This is a genomic window from Pararhizobium antarcticum (genome assembly GCF_001885585.1).
In the GTDB taxonomy this organism is placed as follows: domain Bacteria; phylum Pseudomonadota; class Alphaproteobacteria; order Rhizobiales; family Rhizobiaceae; genus Pararhizobium; species Pararhizobium antarcticum.
Genome location: NZ_LSRP01000002.1, coordinates 22,705 through 40,497, shown reverse-complemented (window position 1 = coordinate 40,497; position 17,793 = coordinate 22,705). Strand labels below are relative to the sequence as shown.

Below are 17,793 nucleotides of genomic sequence, written 5' to 3'. Positions count from 1 at the left end.
TGGCGCCTGCCCGGTAGACAATCGCCAGACTTTCCGGCAAGGCCACGGTATGATCGCGATCGCGCGCAGGACCCCGAAGCCATGACCACCATCGTCTACAAGATCGTTCCGACAACTCTATGGCAGGATGCGCGCGAAAGCGGCGAATTCAAGGGCGCTTCGATCGATCTGACGGACGGCTTCATTCATCTTTCCACGGCGCAGCAGGCGAAGGCAACCGCCGCCCTTTACTTCAGGGGACAGCAGGGGCTTTTGCTGGTCGCCATCGATGCCGGGAAACTCGGCGATCGGCTGGTTTTCGAAGCATCCCGCGATGGCGCGCTGTTTCCGCATCTTTATGGGAGCCTCGATTTTGAGGCCGTCCTTTGGGAAAAGCCGCTCTCCGTCAGGCCTGACGGCACCCATGACTTTCCGGAGCTTGCCGCATGATCAATCCCCTCCAGTCCCTTGCCCGTCGCAGCCTCTTCCTGCTCGATCCGGAAACCGCCCACGGCCTGTCGATCAAGGCATTGCAGAGCGGGTTGATGCCGGCCTGTGCCGCGCCCGCCGATCTCCGACTGGCGCAGACCGTCGCAGGTCTCGAATTTGCCAATCCGCTCGGCATGGCCGCCGGTTATGACAAGAATGCGGAGGTGCCGGAAGCACTTCTCAGGATCGGCTTCGGCTTTACCGAGATCGGCACCGTGACCCCCAGGCCACAGGCCGGAAACGACAGGCCGCGAATCTTCCGGCTGGTCGAGGACAATGCCGTCATCAACCGGCTCGGCTTCAACAATGCCGGCCATGCCGCAGCGCTTGCACGCCTGCAATCGGTATCGCGCAGCGCGATGATCGGCGTCAACATCGGCGCCAACAAGGACAGTGCGGACCGCATCGCCGACTATGTCGCGGGCATCCGGACCTTCTCTGCGGTGGCGCGTTATTTTACCGCAAACATATCCTCGCCGAACACGCCAGGCCTTCGCGACCTGCAGGGCCGCGAGAGCCTATCGGCGCTTTTGTCTGCTGTCCTTTCCGCCCGCGATGCGGAGGCTGCCAGGACCGGAAAGCGCGTGCCGGTGTTCCTGAAGATCGCCCCTGACCTCACAGAGGAAGGCATGGACGACATCGCCGCCGAAGCCGTGTCGCATGGGCTGGACGGCTTGATCGTCTCGAACACCACGCTCAGCCGCGAAGGCCTGCGCGACCAGCGCCAGGCGCAGGAATCCGGTGGCCTTTCGGGCAAGCCGCTGTTTGAACGATCAACCATCGTGCTGGCCCGGATGCGCCGGCGCGTCGGCCCCGGCATGCCGATCATCGGCGTTGGCGGCGTGGATTCGGCGGAGACTGCGGCGGAGAAGATCCGGGCGGGCGCCGATCTGGTGCAGCTTTACTCCTGCATGGTCTATGAGGGACCATCGCTGCCGGGCCGGATCGTGCGCGGTCTGTCATCGCTCTGCAACCGCGAGAAGCTGTCCTCGATCCGCGATATCCGCGACACACGCACAGACTACTGGGCCGACCGGAACGTCTGAGCCGCCCGTTTCGGCACCGGGACCAGAAGAAAAAGGCCACGCATCAGCAGGAACAGGTTAAGCGCTGCCCAGAGGCCGTGATTGCCGAAAGCGGGCACGAGCATCGCGACGGCCGCACCATAGCCGGCAAAGGCAAGCAGCATCATGTTGCGCATGTCGCGTGACCATGTGGCACCGATGAAGACGCCGTCCATCAGGAAGGCGAGCGCTCCGGTCAGGGCCGTCAGCGCCGCCCAGGGCAGATAGACATAGGCCTGCGACCGCACATCCTGCGCCGTCGTCAGAAGATCGATCAGAGCATCGCCGAAGACAAAGAACAGCAACGTCGTTGCCCCGGCTAGCGCAAGCGCCCAGATTGCCGTCATCTTCAAGGCGGTGTCGAAAGCCGGACGGAAACCGGCGCCGATCGCCCGCCCCGTCAGTTGCTCGGCGGCGTTGGCCAGACCGTCGAGATAATAGCCGGCCACCAGGAAGATCGTCATCAGCACCGCGTTGGTGGCCAGCGTCACCGGACCGAGCGACGTGCCGATGCGCGTCATCAGCGTGAAGGCAGCCAGAAGCACGAAGGAGCGGATCATGATGTCGCGGTTGAGCCCGAAGAGCAGCTTCAGCCGGGCCCGCTCGAACACCATGGCCCAGCCCGGCGCTGCTGCAGGATCAAAGCGGCGCAGGACGATGAAAACGCCGACAATGGCGCCGACCACTTCACCGGTGACAGTCGCCAGCGCGACGCCCATCACGCCCCAGCCCAGATGCAGGCCGAGATAGATCGACAGCACAATGTTGATGCCATTGATCAGGGTCTGCAACAGGAGCCCGGTCGTGCCCTGCCCGCGCCCGAGCACAAAACCAAGGATCGCATAGCTGGCAAGCGCCGCCGGTCCCGCCAGTATCCGGTACTGGAAATAGGTGCTGGTGACTGCCACCACCTCCGGTCCCGGTGCCATCAGCCAGAGGCCGGCGGACAGAAGCAACGGCGACAGGGCCACAAGGACCACACCCGCAAACACGGCGATGATCAGCGAGCGCCAGAACACGGCCTGTTCTTCCCGCCGGTCGCCGCGCCCATAGGCCTGGGCGACGAGGCCGGTGGTTGCCGCGCGCAGGAAATTGAAGGTGGTGAAGATCAGATCGAAGAGGATGGCGCCAACCGCGAGACCGGCGAGAAGCTCTGCCTTGCCCATCTGGCCGATGACTGCGGTATCGACCAGACCCAGCAGCGGCGTCGTCAGAAAGCCCAGCGTCATCGGCAGCGCGATCGACAGGATCAGCCGGTTGGTGACGATAAAAGGTCCGGCACCGTGCGGATTGTCTGCGCTGTCCACCGTGTCCTGCGTCGTCATGCTCTCTCTTCCGGGATCGGACCGGGAATCAGTTCAGCCGGCAGACAATACCATGGCCCAATAGGGCCGGTTTCCGGAAGCCGGATTCGTGACGACGGCGACCCCGAGGCCGCGATAGTTCGGTGCGAGCATGTTGACCAGATGTTTGGGCGAGCGCACCCAGGCATCGAAGGCGCGGGCCGCATCATCCTGCCCGACCGCGATATTCTCGGCAGCTGGCAGGGAGACATCCTGCCCTTTCATGCGATCGTAGAAAGTCGCGCCGAGCCCGATATTGTGCTGCATCTTGCCGGCGCGGGCCATGCGGGTCGCCTGATCGAGGGCGGCACCGCGCGCCGCCGCATCGCCAACCAGTGGCTCCAAACCCTTTTGCGCGCGCAACGCGTTGATCAGGCCAAGCGTGGCGTCCGTCTGATCGCTGCCCTGCCCAGGCTCCGGCGTCAGTACCTTGCTGGTGCTGCACCCGGCCAAAGTCGCGAGCGACAGGACTGCGCCCGCCTTCAGAAAACGCCGCCGCTGCCCGGCAAATTCCCGATCGTCCATATTACCGCCGATAGCTGATGATGCGCAGGATGATGAAGGCGGGGATGACGACGGCGGCGCCGATCAGAAGGTAATCGCCAACGCGGCCAAGGGCTGCGAAGCCGGAATGCCAGAGGTCGAGCACAAAATTTCGGATCGTGTAGATGATGTCATAGGGTGACCAGCCGAAGGCCGACATGACGAAGCCGACGATGATCGACACAACCAGAAGCTTGACGATCAAGCGGCCGGGCGTATCCCCCAGAAATCTGTTCACTCCGTCGGCCATGGCCATAGTTCTCCTGTTTCGCCTGACATAAGCTGCCGCAGGCCTTCCCGCAACCCGCCGGAATGCGGGCGCGCCGGCGTCTGGCGGAAAATACCGCTTGTCTTTCGAGACTGCGCGTCCCAGAAGCGCCCAAACGCCAAGGGCAAGGACCCGATGAACCCGCACCAGCTTTCTTCCGGCGACCTGATTGCCGACCGCCGTGCCGAATATGCACTTATGCTGGCGGAAACCGGCGAACATGCGGCAGCGGCCGACCTGATGCTGCAGGCGCTCGAGCTGGTTCCCGACTGGGCGGCCGGCTGGTTTCGCCTCGCCGACTATCAGGAGACGTCGGGCGAAAAGGCCGCGGCGATCGAGGCCCTGCGCAAGGTCGTGGCACTTCAGCCTGATGACATGTTCGGCGCCGGCCTGAAGCTGTCGCTCCTCGGAGACGCAGAGCAGCCGGCGCAACCACCAAGCCTCTATGTCGAACGGCTGTTCGACGATTATGCCGATCGGTTCGACAAGGCGCTGGTCGAGCGGCTCGATTATTCCGTGCCGCAGAAACTGGCCGCGCTCATCCATGTGCATGGCGGCGCGGATCGGTTCCGCCACGTCGTCGATCTCGGTTGCGGCACCGGCCTGTTCGGGGCAGAGATCCGTGACCGGGCGGCGAGTATCGAAGGCTTCGATCTCTCGACCAACATGCTGGCCAAGGCTGCGGACAAGGTGATCTACAGCCGTCTCGCCCAGGCCGACCTGTCGCTTGCGCCGGAGGCTTGCGGTGTGTTCAGCGCAGATGCCGATGCCGACCACCGTGCCGATCTCGTCAGCGCGGCTGATGTGCTGATGTATCTGGGCGCGCTCGACGGCGTCTTCGTTATCGCCAGCCGGCTTTTGATCACCTCCGGCCTCTTTGCCTTTTCAGTCGAGGATGCGGGCGAAGATGGCGATGTCGTGCTGCGGCCCTCGCTGCGCTACGCCCATTCCGAAGGCTACATATCAAGACTGTGCGGCAGCCATGGCTTCGACATCCACGCCGTCAGCAGGACGGTCATTCGCAAAGATGGCGGGAAACCGGTGTCTGGCATTCTGTTTGTTACGCGGAATACGGGATGAACGCACTATTGTTGCGAAGTTCAAATAGGTCAGCATTCCTTACATATTATGATTGAAAACGGGCGTGAAAAGCCTGATAATCCAGGCAGTTCAGAAGGAAAGCGCGGTCGGACGGCCATGGGCGCCGACTGACAATCCAGCATTGCCAGACCCGTTGGTCGCGCCCTATTTCGCGCGTCGCCATCCCTTTCATTGTCCACGGAGAGTGTGCCATGGCCCAGCTTATCAACGCCCTTGGTTTCTGGAGCACCAGCGCCACACGCCATACGCCGGTCGAGGATCTTCAGGGGATCTTTTCGGGAAGCCTCGTGGCCGCGCTCGGCCTCTATGTGCTGGCCAGCGCCGGACTGCTCACCGGCAGCACGGCGGGCGTCGCCTTTCTTCTGCATTATGCCTTCGGCGTGAATTTCGGTCTCGCCTTCTTCCTGCTCAACGTGCCGTTCTTCTACCTCTCGTGGAAGCGCCTGGGCATGGCCTTCACCGTCAAGACCTTCATCGCCATCGGCCTGACCTCGCTGCTCGCCGACGTCCAGTCGCGCTTCTTCGAGATTTCCAGCATCCACCCCGCCTGGGCCGCCCTTCTCGGCGGCCTCCTGCTCGGTTTCGGCCTGCTGGCGCTCTATCGTCACCGCGCCAGCCTTGGCGGCGTCGGCATTCTCGGCATTTACCTTCAGGAGCGGTTCGGCATCCGTGCCGGCCTCGTGCAATTGGCCATCGACATGTGCGTGCTGGCTGTCGCCTTCTTCGTCACCACGCCGCCGGTCGTTTTCTATTCGGTGCTTGGCGCCGTCGTGCTCAACCTGTTCGTCGCCATCAACCACCGCGCCGATCGCTACATCGCCCTCTGATTTTTCCGTTTCCGGTCACGACCGTCATCTGCTCCCGCGATGACGGAACCCGGATTTGCGCCGTCCGCCTGGCGGACCCCTTTTCCAAGCGGAGAAGGAACGGGCGGCGCTTCAGCCGTCCCTGTCGTACGAACGGCAGGGACATTGGCTTCGACACCGCTTCTCATCCCCCGAATTTGCACTACATTCCGTCCGTGAACCGCATCGATTCCCCTCCAGCGGCAAGGGACGCCGTATTGTTGCCAAAACCTTTCCTGCGCTGGTTCGCAGAAAAGGGCTGGCATCCGCGCGCGCATCAGCTGGAACTCCTGTCGCGGGTGCAGGGCGGCGAGAGCATGCTTTTGATCGCGCCAACGGGGGCCGGCAAGACGCTGGCCGGGTTTCTCCCCTCGCTGGTCTCGCTCACCGAGCGCGGCAAGCCGCCGCCGGGGTCCGCTTTCACCGGCATCCACACGCTCTATATTTCGCCGCTGAAGGCGCTCGCCGTCGATATCGAGCGCAATCTGATGAAGCCGGTCGGCGACATGGGCCTGCCGATCCGTGTCGAAAATCGCACCGGCGATACGCCCGCCTCCAAGCGCCAGCGCCAGAAGCTCAATCCGCCGGATATTCTGCTGACGACGCCGGAACAGGTGGCACTGCTGATCGCCAATGGCGAGGCCGAACGCTTCTTCAAGGACCTGAAATATGTGGTTCTGGACGAGTTGCACTCTCTGGTCACATCCAAGCGCGGGCACCTGCTTTCGCTCGGTCTTTCGCGGCTGCGCAGGCTGGCGCCCGGACTGCAGATGATCGGCCTTTCGGCGACTGTCGCCGATCCGATGGACCTGCAGCGCTGGCTGGCCCCACAGACGCCGGACGAAGACCATCATGCCGGGCTGATCACGGTCAGCGGCGGCGCCAAGCCGGACATTTCGATCCTGCGCACGGAGGAGCGCGTGCCATGGTCCGGCCATTCGGCGCGCTACGCCATCCCCGATATCTACGCAGCGCTCAAGGAAAAGCAGACGACGCTGCTGTTCGTCAACACCCGCAGCCAGGCGGAACGGCTGTTTCAGGATCTCTGGACGATCAATGACGACAACCTGCCGATCGCGCTGCATCACGGATCGCTCGATGTCGGCCAGCGCCGGCGCGTCGAGGCGGCCATGGCCGAGAACAGGCTGCGGGCCGTCGTTGCCACCTCGACGCTCGATCTCGGCATCGACTGGGGCGATGTCGACATGGTCATCCATGTCGGCGCGCCGAAGGGGGCATCGCGGCTCGCCCAGCGCATCGGCCGCGCCAATCACCGCATGGACGAACCGAGCCGGGCCATTCTGGTTCCGGCCAACCGCTTCGAGGTGATGGAGTGCCAGGCGGCGCTGGATGCCAATTATATCGGCGCCCAGGACACCCCGCCGGTCGGCAAGGGGTCGCTCGACGTGCTGGCCCAGCACGTGCTCGGCATGGCCTGCGCAGCCCCTTTCGATCCGCTCCTGCTTTACGACGAGATCAGCAGCGCGAGCCCCTATGCGCATCTGACATGGGAGACCTTCGAGCGGATCGTCGATTTCGTCGCGACCGGCGGCTATGCGCTGCGCTCCTACGAGCGCTACGCCAAGATCCGCAAGACGGCGGACGGCACCTGGCGCGTCTCCAATCCACAGGTGGCGCAGCAATATCGCCTGAATGTCGGCACGATCATCGAATCGCCCATGCTCAACGTCCGCTTCGTCAAAGCCAACGCCAAGGGCAGCATCGGCCGCGGTGGCCCTGCTCGAGGAGGTATGGCGCTGGGAAAGGTCGAGGAGTATTTTCTCGAGATGCTGACGCCCGGCGATACTTTCCTGTTTTCCGGCAAGGTGCTGCGCTTCGAGGGCATCCGCGAGAATGAATGCCTTGTCAGCCAGGGCTACAAGCTCGACCCCAAGGTTCCCTCCTACAATGGCGGCAAGTTTCCCCTGTCGACCTATCTGGCCGAACAGGTGCGCCGGATGCTGGCCGACCCGGCGCAGCATGCGGCCCTTCCCGATCAGGTGCGCGACTGGCTCGCGCTGCAGCGGGACCTGTCGATGCTGCCGAAGGAAGACGAACTGCTGATCGAAACCTTTCCACGCGGCAGCCGGCACTTCATGGTCGCCTATGCCTTCGAAGGCCGGCTGGCGCACCAGACGCTCGGCATGCTGCTCACCCGCCGGCTCGACCGCATGGGCCTGAAACCGCTCGGTTTCGTGGCCACCGATTATGCGCTGGCCATCTGGGCGCTGGACGACATGGGCGAGGCTTTTTCGCGCGGAAAACCTTCGCTCGGGGACCTGTTCGACGAGGATATGCTCGGCGACGATCTCGAAGCCTGGCTGAACGAGAGTTTCCTTTTGAAGCGCACCTTTCGCAACTGCGCCGTGATCGCCGGGCTGATCGACCTGCGCCATCCGGGCAAGGAAAAGAACGGCCGCCAGGTGACAGTGTCCGCCGACCTGATCTACGACGTGCTGCGCAGCCATGAGCCCGACCACATCCTGATGGAGGCGACGCGCAACGATGCGGCAACCGGGCTTTTGGATATTCAGCGGCTTGGCGATATGCTGGCACGAATCAAGGGGCACATCGTCCATCGGCCGCTGGAGCGGATTTCGCCGCTGGCGGTCCCGGTCATGCTGGAAATCGGCAAGGAACCGGTCGGCGGGCAGGCGCAGGATTTCCTGCTGGCCGAGGCTGCCGACGACCTGCTTTCCGAAGCCATGGCAAATCCTTGAGACGATCTGGCCTTTCGACCATTCGGCGCTTGAGAGCCGTGACGAAAACCGACACAAGAGACGAGATGAACCGCGCAGCCCTTTCCATGACCGTCCTTCCGGACAATCCGGCACTTTCGGCCCGCATCGCGATCCACGACGTCGCCGCGATCTGCGATCCGCTGGGCGCGCTCTATCTGCCGGATCACGACGTGCTTGTCGTCTCCGACCTGCATCTGGAAAAGGGCTCGGCCTTTGCCCGGCGCGGCATGATGCTGCCGCCCTATGACACGCTGGCAACCCTGAAAATCCTCGAGGCCGTCATTGCCCGCCACGACCCGAAAACCGTGATCAGCCTCGGTGACAATTTCCATGACCGCATCGGCTCGACTTTCATGCCCGAACCCTTCCGGCTGATGATCGAGGCCATGGCGCGCGGCCGCGAATGGATCTGGATCAACGGCAATCACGATCCGGATGGCACAACCCGCCTGCCCGGCAGCGCGATGGACGAGTTGCACCATGCCGGGCTGACCTTCCGTCATGAGCCGTCTGCGGGCAGCGCCAAGGGCGAAATCGCCGGCCATTTGCATCCCTCCGCCACCGTTGTCCGCCGTGAGAAAAAGATTCGGCGCGCCTGCTTCGCCAGCGATGGCCACCGCCTCGTCATGCCGGCCTTCGGCGTTACCACCGGCGGCCTCGACCTGCGCCACAAGGCGATGACCGGCCTTTTCGACCGCCAGACCCTCGTCGCCCATATGCTGGGACAGGACAGGGTCTATTCCGTCCGGTTTGCGAATTTGCTGGGGTGAGCGAGGAGTTCGCTTTCGCGGTTGCGACATAAAAAAGCTTCGCGGTCTGAGAGGACTACGAAGATTTCACCCGGACACAATTGGAGTGAGGGCGCTGCACGACGCCCCCATCAAAACGCGTTGAATGTCAGCGTCGTCAGCGAGCGGTTGATGCCGGGCACGGTGGCGATGTTGTCGTTGATGAACTTGCCGATGTCCTGGTCTTCGCTCAGGTAGATCTTCAGCATCAGGTCATAGTCGCCGCTGGTCGAATACATCTCTGAGACGATTTCCTTGCGGTAGATTTCGTCGGCAACCGCATAGGTCTTGCCCGGCGCGCATTGCAGCTGGACGAAAATCGGCTTCATGGCAAATCCTCTCGACAGGTCGAACTCTTCCGACCCCTTTTAAAGGCGCGCGCGCCCGACCTCAATCCCTGCGGAACACGACGCTGGCGAGCCAGCCGGTGATGACGGCAAGCAGCACGGCGAGAATGCCGTAGAGAAACGGTGATTCATGCGCAGCCCGGGTGATCGCCTGTTCGATGCCGGTCTTGACGACCCTGAGCGGCAACGCCTTGGCCGCCACGAACATGCCATCGCGAAACAGATAGGCGCGCACCACATGGACGCCGTTCGGCACGTCGGCCGGCAGCCGGACAGAGGCCTTGAACAGGCTGGAGCTGATGAACTGCACGCCACCCGGATCGCGCTGGTAGACGCCGGAATTTTCGCGTGCGCGGCGGAAGGCATCGCGGAATTCGGACAGATTGCTGCCATCGCCAATATAGCCTGTTGGTGTCAGGCGCATGTGGTCGACGCCGATGCCCATACTGTTCATGTCGCCGGTCGGCGCGATTGTCTCGATGTCGCGGGTGCTCGACAGGGAATAGGATTCCGGCACCAGCTCGAAAGTCATCGACTTCGTGTTGATCCAGATGCCGAAGACACGCTCCTTCCTGCGTACCGTCGCATTGTCCTTGGGACCTTCGAGCGCCACGACGATGTTGTATTTGCCCTGTGCCAGGATGTTCCCGTCAAAGCCATCGATCGCCCCGAAGATCGTCAGGTCCGCGCCACGGAAATCCGAGGTGATGGCGATCTCGTCGGTCGAGATGCCGATGTCGAGCTTCTCTGTGAAATCGCCGGGCTCGGCCAGAACCGGGGCCGCAACCAGGCTGGCCAGGGAAAACAAGAGGGCTGCGATGAAGACCCGGGCGCGCATCAGAATCCGAGCCCCGCGGAAACGACCGTATAGATTTCCTTCGGCGGAATGACGAGTTCCACGGCCAGACGCAGGCCGACGGCAAGCACGAGAAGCGCCAAGAGCGCCCGCAGCTGCTCGCCGCGCAACCTTTGTCCGACACGCACCCCGTATTGCGCGCCAATGACGCCGGCGATCATCAGCACGAAGGCCAGAACGATATCGACGGAATAATTGGTACTCGCCTGGACGATGACGGTATAGGCGGAGACAAAGATGATCTGGAACAGCGAGGTGCCGATGACGACATTGGTCGGGATGCGCAACAGATAGATCATCGCGGGAACCATGATGAAGCCGCCGCCGACGCCCATGACCGATGTCAGGATGCCGATGCCGAAACCAAGCGCGACAACCGGGATCACGCTCAGGTAGATTTTCGACTTCTTGAACCGCATCTTCAAGGGCAGACGGTGCACCCAGTTGTGCTGTCCGGGCCGGCGCAGGGTACCCACCTGGTTTTTGGATGCCTTGCGCAGGGCCGAAATGCTTTCGACGAGCATCAGGGTTCCGACCGTGCCGAGCAGCAGCACATACATCAGCGAGATCACCAGATCGAGCTGGCCTACCCGCCGCAGGAAGGAGAAGATCCAGACGCCGACGGTGGCACCCGCCAGACCGCCGCAGAGCAGCACGGTGCCGAGCTTGATGTCGATCGTGCCGCGCCGGAAATGGGTGATCGCGCCCGAGATCGACGAGGCGACGACCTGGTTGGCGCCGGTGGCGACCGCAACCACGGGAGGGATGTTGTAGAAGATCAGAAGCGGCGTGATCAGGAAACCGCCGCCGACCCCGAACATGCCGGACAAAAAGCCGACAGCCGCGCCCATGCCGAGGATGATGAAAATGTTCACCGACAACTCTGCTATGGGCAGGTACACCGTCACGGCCAGTCCTCGATATGCCAATAGCCCGCAGAGCGGGCGGTAACGTTCAAAGTGGCAAGTGATTCACCACGGGGAAAATGGAATGAAGCGGTCCTGAAAACCACTCAAAATTGCGGTTTCAAAGCCGTTTTGTCATGCGCCCGCAGGCCAGGCCTGTCAACCTTTCGAGCCTTGACCATAGCGTCTTCGGCCCTTTCCTTCCGGCTGCTCCGCGGCATATTTATGGCCGCGGATGCCGTTATTGCGCGTTTCGCTTCAGCAATTCCTTGACGAGCGCGTCGGTGATCTCGCCGGTGGGTTCTTCGCCGATCGATTTCTGGAAGGCCTTGATCGCCGTGACGGTCTTCTTGCCGATCGCGCCATCCGGCTTGCCGGCATCGAAACCGTTGTTGTTGAGAATCGCCTGGATGTTGCGGACGGCCTTCTTCATGTCAACGGAAGATGTCTTGACGCCCTTGCCGACCCAGCTATCGGGGACTTCAGCGGCATTGGCCTTTCCATCCAGCGGCTGGACTTTCCAGGCTTCGAACTTTGCCTTGGCGCTCGTCAGTTGTTCAGGGCGCATGGCCGCTGCAACTTCGTCGCGCTTCTGGCCGGCATCGCTGTCGCCGTCACGGGCCGCAATCGCGAACCACTTGTAGGATTCTTCCAGATCCTGCTTCACGCCGTTGCCACGCGCATAGAGAATGGCGAGATTGAACTGGCTGTCGCGCACGCCGAGATCGGCGGCCTTGGCAAACCATTGTCCGGCAGCGGCAAAATCCGGAGACCCTTCGCCACCGCTGGCCATCAGCACGGCCAGATTGTGCATGGCGCTGGCATTGCCCTGTTCGGCCGCCTGCGCATAGAGGATCTTGGCTTTCGACAGGTCGCGGGCAACGCCGGTGCCCTTCTCGTACAGGCTCGCCAACCGGTATTGGGCTGGTGCTATGCCGGCATCCGCTGCCTTCTGGTACCATTTTGCAGCTTCGGCAAGATCCGCCTTGAGACCGCGTCCTTCGGTATAGACCGCGCCGACTTCGAAAAAGGCGAGCGGGTCGCCCTTCCTGGCGGCATCTGCCAGGGCCGGCGGCGTCACGTCCGCCGGAACGACGATGTCGGCCTGCGGCTGTGCGGCCGGCACAAATGCTTCCGCCGTTGCGGCGGCGGCGTCACTCGGCTCTTCGAAACCGGACGTCAATTCGCCGGGCGTGGCTGCGGGATCGAGCAGCGTCGTATTGCCAGCCGCGGCCATCGGGCCGGTGGTCGTTGCTTCCGCATCGGTCTGTGCTGTCTCTGGCGCGCTCAGTTCCGTGCCCGCGGGCAGCGCCTCGGACGGAATGCCATCCGCTTGGCCCGTGACGGGCAGTTCTGTCGCAGTGTTGGCCGGAACGGCATCGCCGGCTTGCGGCTGCAGGCTGCTCAGCGGCTCGACGTCGCCATCCACCGCAGGCGTTGCAATCTCGACGTCCTTGCTCGACGTCTCTTCGCTGGCCTCTGGCTGCTCGATGACGGCGACCGGCGCAACCTTGACGCCATTGTCGTCGCCGATCAGCGTGCTGACCAGCGGATAGGACATGATCGCCAGCAGGACGGCACCGACGGCCATCAGGATCGGCCGGCGATGGCGCGCGAAAGCACCGCCGATGCTGCCGGCGGTGGCGCGGTTCGAACCACGATTGATCGTGTCGACTTCCTCGGCCGCCAGTTGCGCGGCGCGGCGCGCGGCGGTGATGAAGTCGGCCTTTTCGGCGTCGCTGGAGGCCTGTATGCGGCCAGTCTGGCCGGCACGCACGCGCTCGAGGATCTTCTTGACATCCGGTACGCCGGAACCCGGCTCGAGCAGCTGGTTTGCCATGTCCGGCGCCATCGCCTCGACAGGATCGATGGATGGCGTCGGCTCGATCGTCTGACGCTGCGCTGTGGCAACGGCCTTGCCCTTCTTGCCCGAAAAACGCTTGGCAAGACCGGCAATCAGGCTGGTCCTTGCGGCCGGCGTCGTCGGCCGGCGCTCCGGCGCAGATGGCTCGATCCTGTCGGATGTCGTCGCAACCGCCTCGGCAACCTCGGCGCGCGAGGGTGTATGCCGGTCCGCATCGTCAGGCGCCGACTGCATGTCGCGCTTCAGGTCCTCGTAGTGACTGTCGAAATCGGCACCCGCGAAAGGATCGTCATCGACTTCGAACACCGGCTGTGCCGCCTTCGGCATCGCCGGGCGGTTGTCGCGAAATTCGCGCGTGCCGAAAGCCGGCGCCGGCTCCGCCTCGGCCCGTTGTCCGGCAGGCTCGAATTCGCGGTCTTCGAGACGTTCCAGCTTTTCGGCAATATGCACCAGCGTTTCGTGCAGCGCCTCGAAGGTGCGCGCCGTGCGTTCCTCGCTGGAACGGCTGAGATTTTCGAGAACCTTGAGGTCATCAGACAAGGCGGAAATTGCGGCCACGTCTGCGCCGCCGGATGCGGTCTGCCCCATGCCCGTCTTGGAATAGGCATCCATCACGGCTTCGGCCGCCTGGCGGGCGGCCTCGATAATATACTCGTCGCTGGTCGCCAGATAGTCTTCCAGCGCGCTCATCCGGCCTTCGAATTCGACCGGCAGCGCTGTGGCAGGGCCATGTTCGCGCGGCTGGCTGACGAGGCTCGAGAGATTGGCAATCTGCGCTTCCAGGCTGCGCAGCACCTCGCCGTCATCATAAGGGGCTGCCTGGGTTTCCTCGAGACGATGCGCGATGTCGGTCAGACGGTCTTCCAGCCGGGCAAACTGCTCATTGCCGATCTGCGGTCCGGCCGGCAGCATGTCGAGCTGGTCGATCCGCCGCGCCAGATCGTCGAGACGTTCGGCCAGCGCCTCGTTGACGCTGCCCTGGTCGAGCGCATCGATCTTGGCGGAAATGTCTGCGAGATAATCGGTCAGGTCCGGTTGCGGTGCGGTCTTCTGCGAGCGCTCCATCATTGCCGAAAGCTGGTCGAGCCGTTCTTCGAGCCGGACGGCCGCCTCTTCATTGGCCAGGTCCTCGACACGGGCCGTCAGCGCCTCGATGCGGGCTGAAAGGCCGCTATCGAGCGGATGTGCGAGGGTGTCAATCTGGCGCGACAGATCCGCCAGCCGACCTTCGACGCGGGCATTGCCGGCGGTATCGGCCGGCGTTGCGGTGCGGCCGCTGGCGACGATGGCGCGGCTGATCTCGTCGAGACGGGCATCGATATCGGAGAATTGCGACGCAAGGCGCCGGTCGTCCGGCTGCATGTGGCGGCCCAACAGTTCGATCGCCTGCGCAACCGAGATCAGCTTGTCTTCCAGGGCATGGATCGCCGGCGCGCTGTCGATGCCGCCGATCTGCGATTTCAGCTCGTCGAGCCGATAGGCGAGCGCCACGAGCTCGTCGTCGCGGCTCGAATCGAAAATGTTCAGCCGGTCTTCAACGCCGGTCCAGCGCTCTTCCATGCGCCGCACGCTGTCCTCGCGGGCAAGCCCGTCGATCATGGTGCGCAATTCATCGAATTCGACGCGCAGGGCGTCTGCCTGTGCAGGCGACGCCTGACGGCCGAGCTGGCCGATGCTGTCGGCGAGCTTCTGCAGGTCGCCGCGCATGTCTTCGGCCAGCGTCTGGTCCTGCGCCGCGTCCACGGTGATACCGCGGATCTCGGCCCGCAATGTGTTCATTTCGCGCGACAGGCCGTCGGCGATGTCCTTCTTCAGTTCCTGGCGCAGACCGACCAGCGCATTGGCAATGTCGGCCATGGCAGGATCAGGACGCAGGGCTTCCGGGTGCAGGGTCTCCGGGCGGGTTGCGGCCGGCTGCTTCTGTGCCCGCATCGGCTCATGCGCGTAGCGCTTGTCCTCATAGGTGGTCGGCTCCGGATAGGTGCGCGCATCCCGCCGCGGCTCCTGGCGAGGGGAAGCCTCCGGGCGATAGATCGGCTCCTGGCGCGGTGCGGTCTCCTGGCGTGACGACACACGTTCGCGAATGGCGATCCGGTCGCGACCGGCGCTCAGCGAACGCTGGCGCTGCAGAATTTCGGAAATCGGGTCCGGGCGCTGGCTTATCTCGTGCTCGGCAGGACGCTGCCGCGGATCCCGCGTCACAGTGCCGCCCATCAGGCCCTCGATGCGCGCCTCAAGCCCCTCGATCGTGCGGTTCAGCGCATCGAGCGACGACCTGTCCCCATAGGACTGGGCGCCAAGGCGTGGAGGATTTGATCGCGATCCGGTCATTGTATTCTTCGCCTCGTTTAACGGCCTGGATCGGTGGCAAAGGCATATAGGACGGGAAATCCGGGCCCCTATACGTCGCTTCCGCTACCGACTGGGACAAAGCTGCAAAAAACGCGAAGACAGGACGGGTTGCTGCTTTGACCATCTCGACGCCCACCTTTCACGAAACGTGGTAAACAAGCCGTTAACCTGACTGAAAATTTTTTAACGATTTGCGCGCATGCTGTAGTCCGGGAGGATTTCATGCGTTCTTTTTGGGCAAACGGACTGTCAGGCAGCAAAGTTTGTCCGTATGCAAACTTTGACGTTTACGCAAACGTCAAAGTTTTGTAGGATGGCGGGAATGACGTGGTGAATCCAGATACGATTTGCAGGCGAGGACACGAGACATGCCAATCTACAAGGCTCCAGTAGACGATACGCTTTTCATCCTGAACGACGTGCTCGGCATCGAGCGCTACAACAACCTGCCCGGCTTTGTCGATGCGACGCCCGACATGATCGAGGCGATCGTTGGCGAAGCTGCAAAACTTGCGGAAGAAGTTCTGTTCCCGGTCAACCTGTCCGGCGATCAGGAAGGCTGCAAGCGCAACGACGACGCGACCGTCACGACACCGAAAGGCTACAAACAGGCTTTCGACCAGTATCGCGAAGGCGGCTGGCTCGGCCTGTCGGTTCCGGAAGAATTCGGCGGCCAGGGCCTGCCCTACACGCTGCACACCGCCATCGGCGAATATATGTCGTCCGCCAACATGGCCCTGACCATGTATCCGGGCCTCACCCAGGGCGCGATTGCCGCGATCCTCGTGCATGCCACGGACGCGCAGAAGGCAACCTACCTTCCGAAGATGGTGTCCGGCGAATGGACCGGCACGATGAACCTGACGGAACCGCATTGCGGCACCGACCTCGGTCTCCTGCGCACAAAGGCCGTGCCGCAGGGCGATGGTTCCTACAAGCTGTCGGGCCAGAAGATCTTCATCTCCGCCGGCGAACACGACATGGCGGACAACATCATCCATCTTGTCATCGCTCGCATCGAGGGCGCGCCTGATGGCACCAAGGGCATCTCGCTGTTCATCGTGCCGAAGTTCCATGTCGAAGCCGATGGCTCGGTCGGCGCGCGCAACCCGGTGTCCTGTGGTGCGATCGAACACAAGATGGGCATTCACGGCAATTCGACCTGCGTCATGAATTATGACGAGGCAACCGGCTATCTCATCGGCACAGAGAACAAGGGCCTCAACGCCATGTTCGTGATGATGAACGAGGCCCGCCTCGGCGTCGGCCTGCAGGGCCTGTCGATTTCGGAAGTGGCCTATCAGAACGCTGCCAACTATGCCCGCGACCGCATCCAGGGCCGTTCGCTGTCCGGTGCCAAGGCACCCGACAAGAAGGCCGACCCGATCATCGTGCACCCGGACGTGCGCCGCACGCTGATGACCATCCGGGCCTTCAACGAGGCCGGCCGGGCGTTCACCCTGTGGACCGCGCTGAAGTCCGACATTGCGCACCGCAGCGACAACGAGGCTGATCGCCAGACCGCCGACGATATTCTCGGCCTGATGACGCCGATCCTCAAGGGCGTGCTCACCGACAAGGGTTTCGACCACGCCGTCATGGCCCAGCAGATGTATGGCGGGCATGGCTATATCGAAGAATGGGGCATGAGCCAGTATGTCCGCGATGCCCGCATCGCGATGATCTACGAAGGTGCCAACGGCGTGCAGGCGCTCGATCTGGTCGGCCGCAAGCTGGCCCAGAACGGCGGCCGGGCGATCACCGCGCTGTTCAAGGAAATCGGCGATTTCTGTGAGGAGAACCGCTCCAACGAGAAGCTGGTCGTCTACACCAAGGGCCTCAAGAAGGGCTTGAACGACCTGCAGGCGTCCACCATGTGGTTCATGGGCAATGCCATGGCCAAGCCCGACAATGCCGGTGCCGGCTCGACCGACTACATGCATCTCTTCGGCCTCGTCGTTCTCGGCTACATGTGGGCCAAGATCGCCAAGACGGCAGAGGAAAAGCTGGCGGAAGGTGACACGGCCCGCGCCGACTACCTGAAGAACAAGCTGATCACGGCACAATTCTTCATGGAGCGCATCATGCCGGAAACGGTTCTGCGCCGCACCCGCATCGAGGCCGGCGCCGACACGACAATGGCGCTGGACGCTGCGGCGTTCTGATTGAGCTTGCCGCTTCTCCCCAGCGGGGAGAAATGCCGAGCATCGCGAGGCGATGAGGGGGTCTTTCAGCGCATGCTGCGTTCGCGGCTCCCCCTCATCCGGCCCTACGGGCCACCTTCTCCCCGCTGGGGAGGAGAAGAAGC

The 17,793-nt window shown here is 63.0% G+C and carries 14 protein-coding genes; 7 read left to right on the top strand and 7 right to left on the bottom strand.

Features of this window, described 5'->3' with window-relative positions:
• The first annotated feature begins 81 nt into the window (after nt 1-81).
• On the top strand, nt 82-429 hold the full coding sequence (locus AX760_RS01480; protein ID WP_071831070.1) for a DUF952 domain-containing protein: 348 nt from the start codon (nt 82-84) through the stop codon (nt 427-429).
• Nucleotides 426-1,514 carry a quinone-dependent dihydroorotate dehydrogenase gene (locus tag AX760_RS01475; RefSeq protein ID WP_071831069.1) on the top strand — a complete coding sequence of 363 codons (1,089 nt, stop codon included), beginning with the start codon at nt 426-428 and terminating at the stop codon, nt 1,512-1,514. Before AX760_RS01480 ends, AX760_RS01475 begins: the two co-directional genes overlap by 4 nt.
• On the opposite strand, the gene AX760_RS01470 is transcribed toward AX760_RS01475, so the two are convergent.
• Genes AX760_RS01470 through AX760_RS01460 form a run of 3 tightly spaced genes read right to left on the bottom strand, consistent with a single transcriptional unit; the run spans nt 1,490 to nt 3,668 of the window.
• Nucleotides 1,490-2,857, bottom strand: coding sequence for an MATE family efflux transporter (locus AX760_RS01470; RefSeq protein ID WP_071831068.1), 1,368 nt, complete (start codon nt 2,855-2,857; stop codon nt 1,490-1,492). The genes AX760_RS01475 and AX760_RS01470 overlap by 25 nt on opposite strands.
• 33 nt (nt 2,858-2,890) lie before the next feature.
• Nucleotides 2,891-3,400: a CAP domain-containing protein gene (locus tag AX760_RS01465; RefSeq protein WP_071831067.1), complete on the bottom strand. Its 510-nt coding sequence runs from the start codon at nt 3,398-3,400 to the stop codon at nt 2,891-2,893.
• A 1-nt stretch (nt 3,401) separates the two neighbouring features.
• Nucleotides 3,402-3,668, bottom strand: a complete 267-nt coding sequence (locus tag AX760_RS01460) for a DUF6460 domain-containing protein (protein ID WP_071831142.1) — start codon at nt 3,666-3,668, stop codon at nt 3,402-3,404.
• Nucleotides 3,669-3,821: 153 nt separating this feature from the next.
• On the opposite strand from AX760_RS01460, the gene AX760_RS01455 reads away from it, so the two are divergent.
• From AX760_RS01455 to pdeM, 4 genes are all read left to right on the top strand, one after another.
• On the top strand, nt 3,822-4,766 hold the full coding sequence (locus tag AX760_RS01455) for a class I SAM-dependent DNA methyltransferase (protein WP_071831066.1): 945 nt from the start codon (nt 3,822-3,824) through the stop codon (nt 4,764-4,766).
• Between the two features lie 212 nt (nt 4,767-4,978).
• Nucleotides 4,979-5,614 (top strand): YitT family protein, encoded by a 636-nt coding sequence (locus AX760_RS01450; RefSeq protein WP_071831065.1) that lies wholly within the window; start codon nt 4,979-4,981, stop codon nt 5,612-5,614.
• 185 nt (nt 5,615-5,799) lie between these two features.
• Entirely contained in the window at nt 5,800-8,352 is a 2,553-nt protein-coding gene (locus AX760_RS01445; protein ID WP_071831141.1) for a ligase-associated DNA damage response DEXH box helicase, read from the top strand.
• Nucleotides 8,353-8,438: 86 nt separating this feature from the next.
• Entirely contained in the window at nt 8,439-9,143 is a 705-nt protein-coding gene (gene pdeM / locus AX760_RS01440) for a ligase-associated DNA damage response endonuclease PdeM (protein ID WP_425348803.1), read from the top strand.
• A 110-nt stretch (nt 9,144-9,253) separates the two neighbouring features.
• On the opposite strand, the gene AX760_RS01435 is transcribed toward pdeM, so the two are convergent.
• The 4 genes from AX760_RS01435 to AX760_RS01420 all read right to left on the bottom strand — a co-directional run bounded on the left by AX760_RS01435 (nt 9,254) and on the right by AX760_RS01420 (nt 15,464).
• Nucleotides 9,254-9,490, bottom strand: coding sequence for an Lrp/AsnC ligand binding domain-containing protein (locus AX760_RS01435; protein WP_071831063.1), 237 nt, complete (start codon nt 9,488-9,490; stop codon nt 9,254-9,256).
• Nucleotides 9,491-9,551: 61 nt separating this feature from the next.
• The gene (locus AX760_RS01430; protein ID WP_071831062.1) at nt 9,552-10,346 is read right to left on the bottom strand and encodes a TIGR02186 family protein; all 795 of its coding nucleotides are present in this window, start codon (nt 10,344-10,346) and stop codon (nt 9,552-9,554) included.
• Nucleotides 10,346-11,272 carry a sulfite exporter TauE/SafE family protein gene (locus AX760_RS01425; RefSeq protein ID WP_071831061.1) on the bottom strand — a complete coding sequence of 309 codons (927 nt, stop codon included), beginning with the start codon at nt 11,270-11,272 and terminating at the stop codon, nt 10,346-10,348. The genes AX760_RS01430 and AX760_RS01425 overlap by 1 nt, the downstream gene beginning before the upstream one ends.
• A gap of 238 nt (nt 11,273-11,510) precedes the next feature.
• Entirely contained in the window at nt 11,511-15,464 is a 3,954-nt protein-coding gene (locus tag AX760_RS01420) for a peptidoglycan-binding protein (protein WP_071831060.1), read from the bottom strand.
• 389 nt (nt 15,465-15,853) lie between these two features.
• Here AX760_RS01420 and AX760_RS01415 point away from each other — a divergent pair, with 389 nt between their 5' ends.
• A complete protein-coding gene (locus AX760_RS01415) occupies nt 15,854-17,650 on the top strand; it encodes an acyl-CoA dehydrogenase C-terminal domain-containing protein (RefSeq protein ID WP_071831059.1) in 1,797 nt (598 codons plus the stop codon).
• The last annotated feature ends 143 nt before the right edge of the window (nt 17,651-17,793 follow it).

Coding starts and splice junctions, on each gene's coding strand:
- AX760_RS01480 (WP_071831070.1), top strand. CDS start 82: ATGACCACCATCGTCTACAAGATCGTTCCGACAACTCTATGGCAGGAT.
- AX760_RS01475 (WP_071831069.1), top strand. CDS start 426: ATGATCAATCCCCTCCAGTCCCTTGCCCGTCGCAGCCTCTTCCTGCTC.
- AX760_RS01470 (WP_071831068.1), bottom strand. CDS start 2,857: ATGACGACGCAGGACACGGTGGACAGCGCAGACAATCCGCACGGTGCC.
- AX760_RS01465 (WP_071831067.1), bottom strand. CDS start 3,400: ATGGACGATCGGGAATTTGCCGGGCAGCGGCGGCGTTTTCTGAAGGCG.
- AX760_RS01460 (WP_071831142.1), bottom strand. CDS start 3,668: ATGGCCGACGGAGTGAACAGATTTCTGGGGGATACGCCCGGCCGCTTG.
- AX760_RS01455 (WP_071831066.1), top strand. CDS start 3,822: ATGAACCCGCACCAGCTTTCTTCCGGCGACCTGATTGCCGACCGCCGT.
- AX760_RS01450 (WP_071831065.1), top strand. CDS start 4,979: ATGGCCCAGCTTATCAACGCCCTTGGTTTCTGGAGCACCAGCGCCACA.
- pdeM (WP_425348803.1), top strand. CDS start 8,439: ATGACCGTCCTTCCGGACAATCCGGCACTTTCGGCCCGCATCGCGATC.
- AX760_RS01435 (WP_071831063.1), bottom strand. CDS start 9,490: ATGAAGCCGATTTTCGTCCAGCTGCAATGCGCGCCGGGCAAGACCTAT.
- AX760_RS01430 (WP_071831062.1), bottom strand. CDS start 10,346: ATGCGCGCCCGGGTCTTCATCGCAGCCCTCTTGTTTTCCCTGGCCAGC.
- AX760_RS01420 (WP_071831060.1), bottom strand. CDS start 15,464: ATGACCGGATCGCGATCAAATCCTCCACGCCTTGGCGCCCAGTCCTAT.
- AX760_RS01415 (WP_071831059.1), top strand. CDS start 15,854: ATGCCAATCTACAAGGCTCCAGTAGACGATACGCTTTTCATCCTGAAC.